This window comes from Blautia hansenii DSM 20583 (assembly GCF_002222595.2).
In the GTDB taxonomy this organism is placed as follows: Bacteria; Bacillota; Clostridia; order Lachnospirales; family Lachnospiraceae; genus Blautia; species Blautia hansenii.
Genome location: NZ_CP022413.2, coordinates 2,619,159 through 2,632,011, shown reverse-complemented (window position 1 = coordinate 2,632,011; position 12,853 = coordinate 2,619,159). Strand labels below are relative to the sequence as shown.

Annotated in this window: 11 protein-coding genes; all 11 read left to right on the top strand. The window is 38.6% G+C overall.

What is annotated here, in order from left to right; translation table 11 throughout:
* The first annotated feature begins 7 nt into the window (after nucleotides 1–7).
* The 11 genes from kdpA (at nucleotide 8) to CGC63_RS13265 (ending at nucleotide 12,851) form a co-directional block, all read left to right on the top strand.
* Nucleotides 8–1,717, top strand: a complete 1,710-nt coding sequence (kdpA, locus tag CGC63_RS13315) for a potassium-transporting ATPase subunit KdpA (RefSeq protein ID WP_003023067.1) — start codon at nucleotides 8–10, stop codon at nucleotides 1,715–1,717.
* Nucleotides 1,718–1,739: 22 nt separating this feature from the next.
* Nucleotides 1,740–3,797 carry a potassium-transporting ATPase subunit KdpB gene (kdpB, locus tag CGC63_RS13310; RefSeq protein WP_003023066.1) on the top strand — a complete coding sequence of 686 codons (2,058 nt, stop codon included), beginning with the start codon at nucleotides 1,740–1,742 and terminating at the stop codon, nucleotides 3,795–3,797.
* A 15-nt stretch (nucleotides 3,798–3,812) separates the two neighbouring features.
* Nucleotides 3,813–4,445: a potassium-transporting ATPase subunit KdpC gene (gene kdpC / locus CGC63_RS13305; protein WP_003023065.1), complete on the top strand. Its 633-nt coding sequence runs from the start codon at nucleotides 3,813–3,815 to the stop codon at nucleotides 4,443–4,445.
* A 3-nt stretch (nucleotides 4,446–4,448) separates the two neighbouring features.
* On the top strand, nucleotides 4,449–6,476 hold the full coding sequence (locus CGC63_RS13300; protein ID WP_003023064.1) for a sensor histidine kinase: 2,028 nt from the start codon (nucleotides 4,449–4,451) through the stop codon (nucleotides 6,474–6,476).
* On the top strand, nucleotides 6,473–7,942 hold the full coding sequence (locus CGC63_RS13295) for a DUF4118 domain-containing protein (RefSeq protein ID WP_003023062.1): 1,470 nt from the start codon (nucleotides 6,473–6,475) through the stop codon (nucleotides 7,940–7,942). Before CGC63_RS13300 ends, CGC63_RS13295 begins: the two co-directional genes overlap by 4 nt.
* Nucleotides 7,939–8,658: a response regulator gene (locus CGC63_RS13290; RefSeq protein ID WP_003023060.1), complete on the top strand. Its 720-nt coding sequence runs from the start codon at nucleotides 7,939–7,941 to the stop codon at nucleotides 8,656–8,658. The genes CGC63_RS13295 and CGC63_RS13290 overlap by 4 nt, the downstream gene beginning before the upstream one ends.
* A gap of 131 nt (nucleotides 8,659–8,789) precedes the next feature.
* Nucleotides 8,790–9,131: a hypothetical protein gene (locus CGC63_RS13285; RefSeq protein ID WP_003023057.1), complete on the top strand. Its 342-nt coding sequence runs from the start codon at nucleotides 8,790–8,792 to the stop codon at nucleotides 9,129–9,131.
* Between the two features lie 100 nt (nucleotides 9,132–9,231).
* On the top strand, nucleotides 9,232–9,906 hold the full coding sequence (locus tag CGC63_RS13280; protein WP_003023055.1) for a response regulator transcription factor: 675 nt from the start codon (nucleotides 9,232–9,234) through the stop codon (nucleotides 9,904–9,906).
* Nucleotides 9,894–11,066: a HAMP domain-containing sensor histidine kinase gene (locus CGC63_RS13275; protein ID WP_003023052.1), complete on the top strand. Its 1,173-nt coding sequence runs from the start codon at nucleotides 9,894–9,896 to the stop codon at nucleotides 11,064–11,066. Before CGC63_RS13280 ends, CGC63_RS13275 begins: the two co-directional genes overlap by 13 nt.
* 67 nt (nucleotides 11,067–11,133) lie before the next feature.
* Nucleotides 11,134–12,195, top strand: a complete 1,062-nt coding sequence (locus CGC63_RS13270; protein WP_003023050.1) for an ABC transporter permease subunit — start codon at nucleotides 11,134–11,136, stop codon at nucleotides 12,193–12,195.
* Nucleotides 12,192–12,851 carry a hypothetical protein gene (locus CGC63_RS13265; protein WP_154965471.1) on the top strand — a complete coding sequence of 220 codons (660 nt, stop codon included), beginning with the start codon at nucleotides 12,192–12,194 and terminating at the stop codon, nucleotides 12,849–12,851. The genes CGC63_RS13270 and CGC63_RS13265 overlap by 4 nt, the downstream gene beginning before the upstream one ends.
* Nucleotides 12,852–12,853 lie beyond the last annotated feature (2 nt).

The window sequence follows — 12,853 nt, the reverse complement described above, 5'->3', positions numbered from 1 at the left end:
AAAAGGAATGTTACAGATTGTACTTACACTTGCAATATTCATGATACTGGTAATTCCAATGGGAACTTATATGTATCATATTGCTACAAAACAAAAGACCTTCGCCGATAAGATTTTTAATCCGCTAGACAATACCATTTACAAAATTTGTCATATCGGCAGAGAGGGAATGAACTGGAAACAGTATGCGCTGCATTTATTAACAACAAATGCGGTTATGGTATTTATCGGATATCTGGTATTAAGACTGCAAGGAATTTTATTTGCAAACCCTAATGGGATTGAAGCAATGGAGCCAACGCTTTCCTTTAATACCATTATCAGTTTTATGACAAATACAAACCTGCAGCATTATTCCGGTGAGTCAGGACTTTCCTATTTAAGCCAGATGCTGGTTATTATCTTTATGATGTTTGTATCAGCAGCAAGCGGATATGCAGCATGTATGGCGTTTTGCAGAGGACTGGCAGGAAAACAAAAAGATGTGGGTAACTTCTATGAAGACATGGTAAGAATTACCACACGTATTTTAATCCCTGTATCTTTTATCGCAGGCTTGTTACTTATATGGCAGGGCGTTCCGCAGACACTGGAAGCAAATCAGACAGTACAGACCATTGAAGGACAGTTTCAGGATTTGGCAATGGGACCGGTAGCTTCCTTGGAAAGCATTAAGCATCTGGGAACAAACGGCGGTGGATTTTTCGGTGCAAACTCTACAACACCATTTGAAAATCCAACCATTATTTCTAATTTGATAGAATTATTTTCCATGATGATTTTGCCGGGAGCATGTGTGATTACCTTTGGAAAAATGACAATGAAACGGAAAAAACAGGAGAATAAAAAAGTTCTCTTTGGAAATCAGGGAAGAACTATTTTTGCCGCAATGTCTATTCTGTTTATCGTAGGTCTTACCATTTGCTTTACATCTGAAATGGCAGGAAATCCTGCACTGGAACAGGCAGGATTAAATCAGGACATGGGAAGTATGGAAGGAAAGGAAGTCCGCTTTGGAATTGCACAATCGACTCTGTTTACTACCACAACAACTTCCTTTACCACAGGTACTGTCAATAATATGCACGATACATTAACCCCTCTTGGTGGTATGGTGCCTATGCTGCACATGATGTTAAACTGCGTGTTTGGCGGTAAAGGCGTTGGTTTGATGAATATGATTATGTACGTTATACTTGCCGTATTCCTGTGCGGCTTGATGATAGGACGTACGCCTGAATATCTGGGCAAAAAGATCGAAGGAAAAGAAATGAAGCTGGTAGCGCTGGTATTGATTGTTCATCCTCTTTTAATCTTAGGATTTTCTGCTCTGGCAGTTATGACAGGGGCAGGGCAGGCAGGTATTACCAATGAAGGATTTCATGGATTATCACAGGTTCTTTATGAATACACTTCTTCTGCTGCAAATAATGGTTCCGGATTTGAAGGACTTGCAGATAACAGCTACTTCTGGAATATTACAACAGGACTTGCAATGTTCTTTGGACGTTACATAGCAATCGTTGCACAGCTTGCCATTGCAGGAAGTATGCTTGCAAAACGCAAAGTTAATGAAACAGTTGGTACATTAAGAACGGACAATGTGATTTTTATAGCGATTTTAGTAGCAGTAGTTTATATCTTTGCCGCATTGACATTCTTCCCTGCATTGGCGCTTGGCCCTATTGCAGAGCATTTGACTTTATGGATGCCGTAAAACAGAAAGGATTGTAATTAAAATGGGAAAACAAGATAAGAAGACAAAATTTATTACAAAGGATATATTGAAAAGCTCTGTTATAGGAGCTTTCAAGAAACTGAGTCCCAGATATATGATAAAAAATCCCGTTATGTTTGTAGTAGAAGTTGGATTTTTCATTACGCTTGTAATGACCTTCTTCCCAACCATTTTCGGAGATGACAGTGGTCTGAGAGTTTACAATGGTATTGTATCAGTAATTCTTTTTGTGACAATTTTATTTGCAAACTTTGCAGAGTCTGTGGCAGAAGGAAGAGGAAAAGCTCAGGCAGACTCCTTAAAGAAAACAAAAAAAGATACTGTTGCAAATTTGGTACTGAAAGATGGAACAGAAAAGGTTGTAAATGCTTCTGAACTGAAAAAGGGAGACATCGTTATGGTAAGAATGAACGAAGTTATTCCTAATGACGGTGAAGTAATCGAAGGTGTTGCATCCGTAGATGAGTCTGCCATTACAGGAGAAAGTGCTCCTGTTACAAGAGAGGCAGGCGGCGACTTCTCCTCTGTTACAGGTGGTACAACAGTAGTGAGCGACTGGTTGAAAATCAGAATTACTTCAGAACCGGGAAAATCATTTCTGGATAAAATGATTTCTTTGGTAGAGGGTGCTTCCAGACAGAAAACACCAAATGAAATAGCGCTGAATACTTTGTTGGTAAGTTTGACAATCATTTTCCTTATTGTAGTTGTTACATTATATTGCTTTTCTGATTATGCAGGGGCAAAAATTCCAATGGCAACCATGATTGCTTTGCTGGTGTGTCTCATTCCAACGACAATCGGTGGTTTGTTATCTGCAATCGGTATTGCCGGTATGGACAGAGTAACAAGATTTAACGTAATTGCAATGTCAGGAAAAGCAGTAGAAGCATGCGGCGATGTAGATACTATGATTTTAGACAAAACAGGTACAATCACTTTCGGTAATCGTCTGGCAGCAGATTTTCGTCCTGTAAAAGGTAAAAAGAAAGAGGATTTAATTGATTACAGTGTTATGACTTCTCTGTGTGATGCCACACCGGAAGGAAAATCTGTTGTGGAGCTGGCAAGAACTTTGGGTACAAATATTAAAGAAGATGCCAAAGACCAGATGGAATTTGTAGAATTTACTGCACAGACAAAAATGAGCGGAGTAAATCTAAAAGACGGTACACAGATAAGAAAAGGCGCCAGTGAGGCCATTAAAGCTTATGTGCAGGAAAACAACGGTGTTATTCCGGAAGATTTAGACAGTATTGTAACAGAAATATCAAGCTTAGGAGGAACACCCTTGGTTGTATGCGCCGGATATGTGATTTATGGTGTTATTTATCTGAAGGATACGGTAAAACCGGGATTGGTAGAACGATTTGAACGTCTGCGTGAAATCGGGATTAAAACAATTATGTGTACCGGTGATAACCCGCTTACAGCAGCAACGATTGCTAAGGAAGCAGGTGTAGACGGATTTATTGCAGAATGTAAACCGGAAGATAAAATCGAAGCCATTAAAAAAGAGCAGGCAGAGGGAAAAATCGTAGCAATGACAGGTGATGGTACAAATGACGCACCGGCACTTGCTCAGGCAGATGTTGGACTGGCAATGAACAGTGGTACAACAGCAGCCAAAGAAGCTGCAAATATGGTAGATTTGGACTCTGACCCTACAAAGGTTCTGGAGGTTGTAGAAATCGGAAAACAGCTTTTGATTACACGAGGCTCTTTAACAACCTTCAGTATTGCAAACGATGTAGCCAAATATTTTGCAATTATTCCTGCTATGTTTACTCTGGTAATTCCGCAGATGAACATTTTAAATATTATGAGCTTGTCTACACCGTTTAGCGCTATTTTGTCAGCATTGATTTTTAATGCAATTATTATTCCATGCTTAATCCCCATTGCTATGCGTGGTGTAAAATATAAACCAATGCGTTCTGAAAAAATGCTGTTAAAAAATATGAGCATTTACGGACTTGGCGGTGTAATTGTTCCATTTATCGGAATTAAATTAATTGATATTCTGGTAACGCCTTTACTGGCTTTGCTTGGATTATAATTTTGAGGTGAAGATATGAAGAATTTTGGAAGATATTTAAAAAGAGCATTGGCAGTTACTCTTGTACTGCTGGTTTTATGCGGAGTTGTCTATCCCCTGCTTTTAACAGCAGCGGGACAGGCTATTTTTCCTAAACAGGCAAATGGAAGTATTGTCAAAGTAAATGGTAAGGCGGCAGGTTCAGAAATCGTAGGGCAGGAGTTTGAAGGTGACCAATATTTTCACGGAAGAATTTCCTCTGTAAATTATAATACCTATACAAAAGAAGAAAAAGAAAGTGGAGAATATGAAGGAGTTTCATCAGGAAGCTTTAATTATGCTCCAAGCAGCAAAGACCTTGAGAAACGTGTAGAGGAAGATGTAAAAGCTTTCAAGGAACGTTATAAAGAAGTAACAGGCGAAGAATTTAAAGGAGAGATACCGGCAGATATGCTGACTGCTTCAGGCTCCGGCTTGGATCCACATATTAGTCCGGAGGCTGCTAAGGTACAGCTCCCTATTGTTGCGGCAGCAAGTGGACTCTCTGAAGAAGAAGTTCAGAATATCGTAGATAATAATACAGAAAAAAAGGTATTCGGCATCTTCGGTGAAGAAGAAGTAAATGTATTAGAATGTAATATTGATATTGCAGAAGCAATGGGTGAATAAAAAATGAGCAGTGACAGAAGCACTCCGGAGGAAATTTTAAAACGTATTCAGGCAGAAGAAAAACAAAAAGAAAATGAGAAAAGAGGAAAATTATATATTTTTCTCGGGTATGCAGCAGGTGTGGGAAAGACCTGCGCCATGTTGGATACTGCTCAGGAATTAAAGAAAAAAGGAATTGATGTAGTGGCGGGATATATTGAGCCTCACGCACGCTGGGAAACCAGTATGCGTGAAAAAGGGCTTGAAAAAATCCCGCCGCTTATGGTGCCTTATAAGGGAATTGAGCTTAGAGAATTTAATCTGGACGCAGCATTAAAAAGAAAACCACAGATACTCCTTGTAGATGAGCTGGCGCATACGAATGCCAATGGTCTGCGACATAAAAAACGTTATGAGGACATTGAGGAGTTGTTAGATGCAGGAATTGATGTTTATACAACAGTGAATATTCAGCACTTGGAAAGCCTAAACGACATTGTGGAAAATATTACAAAAATTCATGTAAAAGAAAGAATACCGGATGGGGTTTTCGATGAGGCAGAGCAGGTAAAGCTCATTGATATTGAACCGGATTTATTGATTACACGTTTAAAAGAAGGAAAAATTTACAAAACAGTTCAGGCAGAACGGGCGTTGCAAAACTTTTTTGCAAAAGAAAAGCTGATTGCGTTAAGAGAGATTGCCCTTCGCAGAATGGCAGATAAGGTCAATCAGATAGCGCAGCAGGAGCGGCTTTTGAGCGAGAAGCAGGAGGAAGGAGAAGGGTATCAGGGAGAACATATACTTACCTGTATTTCCACAGCTCCATCCTGTGAAAGAGTTATACGAAGCGCTTCCAGAATGGCTTATGCCTTTCACGCAAGGTTTACGGCTTTGTATGTGGAGACTACAAGGCTTCAAAACGCAGATGCGTCTGTAAAGAAAATCAGAGATGACAACCTGCATCTGGCAGAAATGCTGGGTGCAAAGATTGTAACCGTATTTGGTGATGATGTGGCTTTCCAGATTGCAGAATATGCCAGAGTCAGCGGTGTGACAAAGCTGGTACTGGGAAGAACCAATCACAAAATTTTATTTGGACAGAAGAAGGGAAATATTACAGATGAAATCAGCGAGTATAGCCCCAATCTGGATATTTTTATTATTCCCGATATGGGACATACAGGTAAGAAAAAGTATTTTTTATTTTCTCCAACAAATTCGGAAAAAAGGAAAAAAACAGAAAAATTGGGAGCAGATATTCTAAAAGAAGCCTTTATGCTTGGGATTGCCACTGCTGTTGGGCTTTTGTTTCAAAAACTGGGATTTTTAAACGCAGATATTATTATGGTGTACTTATTGGGAATTTTGCTGTTGTCGCTGTATACGGCAAGGCGTTATATCGCAGTATCTTCGGCAGTTTTCAGTGTTCTTTTGTTTGACTGGTTTTTTGTAGAGCCTTTTTATAGTTTTAATTTTTACAGTGGAAAATACAGTGCGACCTTTGGCATTATGCTTTTATTTTCTATTATTATTTCTGCGATTATTTCCACAGAAAAGCATCAGGCAAAGGAAAGCGCAAAAATGATGTACCGCACAGAGCTTTTGCTGGATAACAGTCGGAGAATGAGGCGTGTAGAGTCAGTGAAGGAGCTTTTGACAGAATTAAGCGATAAAGTATTAAAGCTGATGAATTTATCTGTTGTTTTTTACGTGCAAAAGGAAGGGAAGCTTACAGGACCATGGCTGTTTCCAAAACCGGGAATTTCTAAGGCAGAATTGGGAAAAACAGTTGACACCAAAGAAAAAGCAGTTGTAGACTGGGTAATGACAAATAGAAAACGTGCCGGCTGCTGTACGCATACGCTTCCTGAGGCAAACGCTATATATCTTCCCATTAAAACCAGTGACGAAATTTATGGAGTTATGGGAATTGTACTGGAAGAAAAAAGAGAAATTCCGCCTTTTGAGTATGGACTTTTAACGGCAATGTTAAATGAAGCAGCTTTGGTTTTCGCAAGATTGATTTACGGAAGGAAGGAAAAACCATGAAAAAGAGGGATATATTATGGTGCATCGTCAGTCTTGCTCTGTCTACGGCAGTGGCATTTGTGTTTTCGGCGCTTGGCTTTAGCGATGCCAATCTGATTATGATTTATATACTGGGTGTGCTGATGGTAGCCCTTTTAACAGGGGGATATGTGTGGGGAATAATCTCCAGTATTTTAGGTGTATTGACCTTTAATTTCTTTTTTGCAGAGCCTATTTTTACTTTTTCTGTGTATAATCCGGACTATTTAATTACCTTTGTGGTTATGTTTGCAACTTCGATTACCTGCTCTGTCTTAACGAAACGAGTGAAGAATTATGCGGCGGAAAATGCGAGAAAATCCTATCGTTCAGAGCTTCTGCTTCAGGCAAGCCGCAGCTTACAGGAGGCGTCCACTTCGCAGGAAATCTTACAAAAAACAGTAAAACAGCTGGGAAAGCTTCTGGAAAAAAAGATATACTGTCTTATGGGAAAACCGGAAAACTGGAAAATGCCGAAAGAACTGTTAAAAGAGGATAGGGCAACGGCTCTTTGGTGTTATCAGCATGGAGAAGATGCCGGATTTTCTACGGATGTTTTAAGAGAGTCTCCGTATATGTTTCTGGCAGTGAAGGGAAAACAGAAGACCTTTGCCGTGATTGTGGTAGATACGAAAAAAGAAGCTATCGGAACGTTTGAAAGAGGAATTGTAGGAACGATTATTCATGAATGTGTCTTTGCCTTAGAAAAAGAAGAATTGCTGAATAAGCAGAGAGAAGCTGAAATGCGTCTGGAAAAGGAACAGCTTCGAGCCAATCTTTTAAGGTCCATTTCCCATGATTTAAGAAGTCCTCTTACCAGTATTTCCGGCAATGCAGAAAACCTTTTGGCGAATGAGGAAAAGCTTCCGGCAGGAAGGCGCAGAGAAATCTATCGGGATATTTATGATGACTCGAAATGGTTGATTAATCTGGTGGAAAATCTTCTTTCCATAACCAGAATTGAAAACGGAAATATGAAGCTGGATATGCAGGGCGAAATAGTGGAGGAGGTCATTGAAGAAGCGTTAAAGCATGTGAATTTTAGGGGGAAAGACCAGAGCGTGCGAATAGAATGTGATGAAATTCTTATGGCAAAAATGGATTTGAAGCTGATGCTTCAGGTAATTATCAATCTGGTGGATAATGCAGTAAAATATACACCAAAGAATGCAGAAATTCTGATAAAAGCAGAGGCAGAGGGGGAGAAAGTTATCCTGTCAGTCCGGGATAACGGAACAGGGCTTACCCCGGAACAAAAAGAAAAAGTATTTGATATGTACTATACGGTAAACAGAGGAATTGGGGATGCAAGGAGGGGAATGGGACTTGGACTTCCTCTGTGTCAGGCGATTGTAAAGGCACATGGAAGCAGATTAGAAGTCTGTGATAATACACCTAAGGGAACTGTTTTTCAATTTGCCCTTTCGAAGGAGGAGATTTTGCTATGATGAAAGGAAATAAACCATCTGTTTTAGTGGTGGAGGACGATGTGCCAATTCGAAATCTGATTACTACGACTTTGGAGATGGAAAAGTATAAATTTGATACTGCAGAAAATGGAAATCAGGCGATTATGCTGGCAGCAGCGAACAATCCTGATATTATTCTTATGGATTTGGGGCTGCCGGATATTGACGGAATAGAAGTAATCAGGAAAATCAGAACATGGTCGGTAGCGCCCATTATTGTAATCAGCGCCAGAAGTGACGAAAAAGACAAGGTAGCTGCTTTAGATGTAGGGGCAGATGATTATCTTACCAAACCTTTTAGCGTTACAGAGCTTTCTGCCAGATTAAGAGCTACTACTCGCCGTATACAGTACATTATGCACGCAGATAATACAAATGAAAGCGTATTTAAAAACGGTAATTTGGAAATTGATTACAGCGCAGGAGTTGTAAAGGTTTCAGGAGAGGAAGTACATTTAATGCCTTTGGAATACAGTCTTCTTTGTCTGCTGGCACAGAATATCGGAAAGGTGCTGACTTATCGTTTTATTCTGGAAAAGGTATGGCAAAACGGCATTACCAGCGACATTTCCTCTTTGCGTGTATATATGGCTTCTTTGCGTAAAAAGCTGGAAAAAGATAAAGAACATTCCGCCTATATTCAGACGCATATCGGAGTGGGCTATCGTATGGTCAGTGCAGAAGATATTTCTTAATTTTAATGTGATGTTAATTTCTATAAGCAGTAGTTTAAACCCTATTTAATAAAATTATTGCTAGAATAAGACCTGTAAATAAGAAGAATATAGTTACAAAAAAGGATGTTTTATTAAAGAAGGGATAGAAAATGAGAGAAGAAATTAATAGAATAGAGGAAGACGAGACAGAAAAAAATTTAAGGGAACTGTGTATAAAAGTGAAAAGATGTTGCAGGAAACATGACTATATCACCGGTGAAAAAATGGTTATGAACGCTATGGGACAATATCCCGACGCAGCCCAGCCTCATAATCTATACGGTGTTTTGTTGGAAAAAACAGGACAGCATACAGCAGCAATGCGGCATTTTCGGGCGGCATTGGCTTTAAACCCTTCCTATCGACCTGCCAATTATAATCTGGAACAGTATGGACAGCTTCGGGTGACAGGTAGAAGATGCCAATACGGAGATGAATGGGCAATATATTAAAAGATACTCCGGACATGAGTACGTTATTGGAAAGTGTCCGGATTTTTTATTGTCCTTTTGTTGTTATTTACGATATATTATAGTTATGAGGTGATGAAAAATGGGATATAAAATACTTCTTGTAGATGACGATACAGAGCTTGTAAAGATGCTTTCAAAATATTTTGAAAGAAAAAAATATAGAGTAATTACAGCACAAAACGGGAAGGAAGCCATAGAAAAATTACAGACAGCCCCTGACATTATTTTGCTGGATATTAATATGCCCCAGATGGATGGTCTGGAGGTTTGCAGAAAAATTCGGGATAAAATTTCCTGTCCGATTTTATTTTTGACTGCCAGAGTAGAGGAAGAAGACAGGGTAAACGGATTGCTGTCAGGAGGAGACGATTATATTTTAAAGCCTTTTAGCCTGAAAGAATTGGATGCCAGAATTACAGCACATTTAAAAAGAGAACAACGGCATTCACAAAACACAGAGTTCCGTTTTCATGGGGAACTATGTATTGATTATGGTCAGAAAAACGTACAGATAAATGAAGAAATAATAGAATTTACGAAGTTGGAATATGAGATTATAGAGCTGTTGTCTACACATCCGGGACAGGTTTTTGACAAAGAGCGTATTTATGAAATAACCTGTGGATATGACGCAGAAGGGGACAGCAGAGTGATTACGGAGCTGATACGGAGAATACGAAAGAAGATAGGAAATTACAGTGATACAGAGTATATAGAAACAGTGTGGGGAATGGGATATAAATGGAAAAAATAAGAAATTTTTCTCTGAAAAAAGCGATTGTTTTTTATGTGACAATGAGCTTTATCGTGACATTTTTTTTATCTGTATTTACAGTGAATATAGCGGCAGAGATACAAAATAATATCTGGTGGAAATATACAGACCAAGAAGAATATTTTAAAGGTTTGCGAAATGAAAGCTATGAAACCTTGATAGCAAGACCAAGCAGAGAAGAAATGAGTAAAATGGACTGGCACATATCAGAAACTTGTGATTTTTTACAAACATACGGTATTTTGCTTTGGAGTATTGCGGGAAGCATTGTGGCAGTAGGAATATTTTATAAAAACAAACTGAAAAAGCCTATCGAAGAATTAAAGGAAGCATCCAAGCTGATTGCAAAAGATGAATTAGAATTTCATATTACATACGAAAATCAGGACGAAATGGGGATGCTGTGTCAGGAGTTCGAGAAAATGCGAAGTCAGTTGGAGGAGAATAATAAAGTTCTTTGGCGAATGATTGAAGACGAAAAGGCATTAAGAGCTGCCATTGCTCATGACATACGTTCTCCTTTGGCTGTCTTAAAGGGGTATCAGGAAATGCTGCTGGAATTTTTACTAACAGGAGAAATGGAAAAAGAAGAAACAGAGGAAATCCTTCTCGAAGGAATGAAGCAGATAGAGCGGTTGAACCGATTCATTGAGACCATGCGAAAAATGACAAGATTGGAGGAACGAGAGCCGATATATCAGAAAGTAGAGCTTGAAAGCTTAGGAAAAAATCTGGAAAAGGAAATAAAAATTCTCGAAAAAGAAACAGAAAAGCAGTGCAAAATTATGATAAAAGGAGAAATAAAAACAGCTTTTGTAGATGAGGAAATGGTAAGAGAAGTTGTTCAAAACTTATTATCCAATGCTTTTCGGTATGCAAAAACAAGCGTGGAAGTAATTATTTCAGCAGAGCTTTCAAGGCTTGTGATTACGGTGGAAGATGACGGAACCGGATTTCAGGAAGATACCGATAAAGTGACACAGGCATTTTATCACTCTAATCCTAAGGATGATTTGAAACATTTTGGCATGGGAATGTATATCAGCAGAGTTTTTTGTGAGCGCCATGGAGGGGGATTGTATATAGAGCAGAATAGAGGAGAAGGGGCAAAGGTAAAGGCAGTTTTTAAAGAAGGATAACTATTGTTATTTTGTTGTGTTTTCTGGTTTATGATTTCTTTAAAGAAAAAGAAATGAGGTGAAAACCATGAAAGCAATTATCAAAAGACAAATAAAAAGTTATTTAAAAAACCCGGTATTTTGGGTGGGAATTCTTGTAGTTTTTATAGGAGTTTATCGGTTGTTGGTTCCCTATTTAACCATTCATTATGTGGAAAAAGATGAGAAACTTGCCACAGAAGAGGGAAAAATTTGGGATTGGGAGGGAGATATCATGGATGGATATGTTCCGTCAACACCTGAAAAACAGCGGAAACTCTGGGAAAATTCTATTTTCAATTCGCTTATGAAGGATTTTGAAATGTCAGAAGCTGAGGCGACTTTGGTGATACAGGAAATACAAGACATGGAGATTGACAAAGCGTGTCAATACTTGGAGGATAACTACAAGTATTACGGAGCAGAGTATGCTTACGAGGATTTTCAATACCATGCAGGCAGCAGGGAGGAAATCAATCAATATATCCGGGAAAGACTGGATGAACATGATTTTTCTTATTATTTTTCCAGAAAATTTGCAGATTATGTAGGACTTTATATGGGATTTTTTGCAACGGTTTTTCTGGCATTTTTATTCATGCAGGATATGAGAAAGAACACTTATGAGCTTCTGCATACAAAGCCTATAAAAGGTTGGAAATATATTTTTGGAAAGACGGTCAGTGGGTTTTTGTTGATGCTTTTTGTGCTGATTTTATTGAACGTAGGATTTTTTGTTTTGTGCAAAATTGCTGGTTATCAAGCAGGATTTTCGGCTCATCCCTTAGACTTTTTAAAGTCCACGGTGTTCTATATTTTACCCAATATGGTTATGATTTGCAGTGTTTACGGGCTTGTGTCCTTGCTGTTCCGAAATCCAATACCGGCGGTTCCTATGTTGATACTCTATATGCTTTATTCTAATATGTTAAGAATAGGAGAAAACGGCAGTTATATAGGTAGACCACTGGCAATTATGGTACGTTTTCCCGGAAACTTTTTTGACACTACACCGCCTCCAATGGTATTGCTAAATCAGACATTTTTGCTGATAGCGTCAGTATTCTTATTTTGTATTACGGTATATTTATGGAAGAGGAGGCGAATATGATGAAACAAGATTTAAAAATCAGTCTTCCCGTGTATAAAATAGGATATTCTTTGGCATTTATTGTGATTTTAAGCTGTGTTCATTCTGTTGTTTACGTCAATGAAATCGGACCGGCAATTGACGGAAAGATGGCAGTTTTAACGCTTGTATTTTGTGCAGATACCTATCTCATAGAGAAGCAATGCAGGCGCAGAGAGGTGTTTCGCCTTTATTCTATAAAGAACCAATATCACGCAATTCTTAGAAGAATTATGGCTCAGATAGGATATCTGACAGCGATTTCTATTTTGACTTATGGGATGTTTTATTGGCAAAGACCAGTGATTTTGGATGAGAAAAGGTCGGAAATTTTTCTGTTTTTGCTATATTGCACAGTTGTTTTTATTACTATATTTTTTTGGAGTGTGTTGTCTGTAACTGTATGTAATCTTTTGCAAAGTATATGGGGCGGAATGGGAATGCTGTTTCTTGTATGGCTGTTTTTGGTGTCGAAAGCAGGAGGAGAATTGCTGGGAGTGTGGAATCCGTTTTCTTATGAATTTTGCGAATTTTCAGAGCTGACAGAGTGGAAATGGGCAGCAGGAAAAATAATAACAGCTGTATGTGCAATGCTTTTATTACTTTTGCAAAAGAAAATTTTAGAGAAAAGGGGATAGGA

Coding starts and splice junctions, on each gene's coding strand:
- kdpA (WP_003023067.1), top strand. CDS start 8: ATGTTACAGATTGTACTTACACTTGCAATATTCATGATACTGGTAATT.
- kdpB (WP_003023066.1), top strand. CDS start 1,740: ATGGGAAAACAAGATAAGAAGACAAAATTTATTACAAAGGATATATTG.
- kdpC (WP_003023065.1), top strand. CDS start 3,813: ATGAAGAATTTTGGAAGATATTTAAAAAGAGCATTGGCAGTTACTCTT.
- CGC63_RS13300 (WP_003023064.1), top strand. CDS start 4,449: ATGAGCAGTGACAGAAGCACTCCGGAGGAAATTTTAAAACGTATTCAG.
- CGC63_RS13295 (WP_003023062.1), top strand. CDS start 6,473: ATGAAAAAGAGGGATATATTATGGTGCATCGTCAGTCTTGCTCTGTCT.
- CGC63_RS13290 (WP_003023060.1), top strand. CDS start 7,939: ATGATGAAAGGAAATAAACCATCTGTTTTAGTGGTGGAGGACGATGTG.
- CGC63_RS13285 (WP_003023057.1), top strand. CDS start 8,790: ATGAGAGAAGAAATTAATAGAATAGAGGAAGACGAGACAGAAAAAAAT.
- CGC63_RS13280 (WP_003023055.1), top strand. CDS start 9,232: ATGGGATATAAAATACTTCTTGTAGATGACGATACAGAGCTTGTAAAG.
- CGC63_RS13275 (WP_003023052.1), top strand. CDS start 9,894: ATGGAAAAAATAAGAAATTTTTCTCTGAAAAAAGCGATTGTTTTTTAT.
- CGC63_RS13270 (WP_003023050.1), top strand. CDS start 11,134: ATGAAAGCAATTATCAAAAGACAAATAAAAAGTTATTTAAAAAACCCG.
- CGC63_RS13265 (WP_154965471.1), top strand. CDS start 12,192: ATGATGAAACAAGATTTAAAAATCAGTCTTCCCGTGTATAAAATAGGA.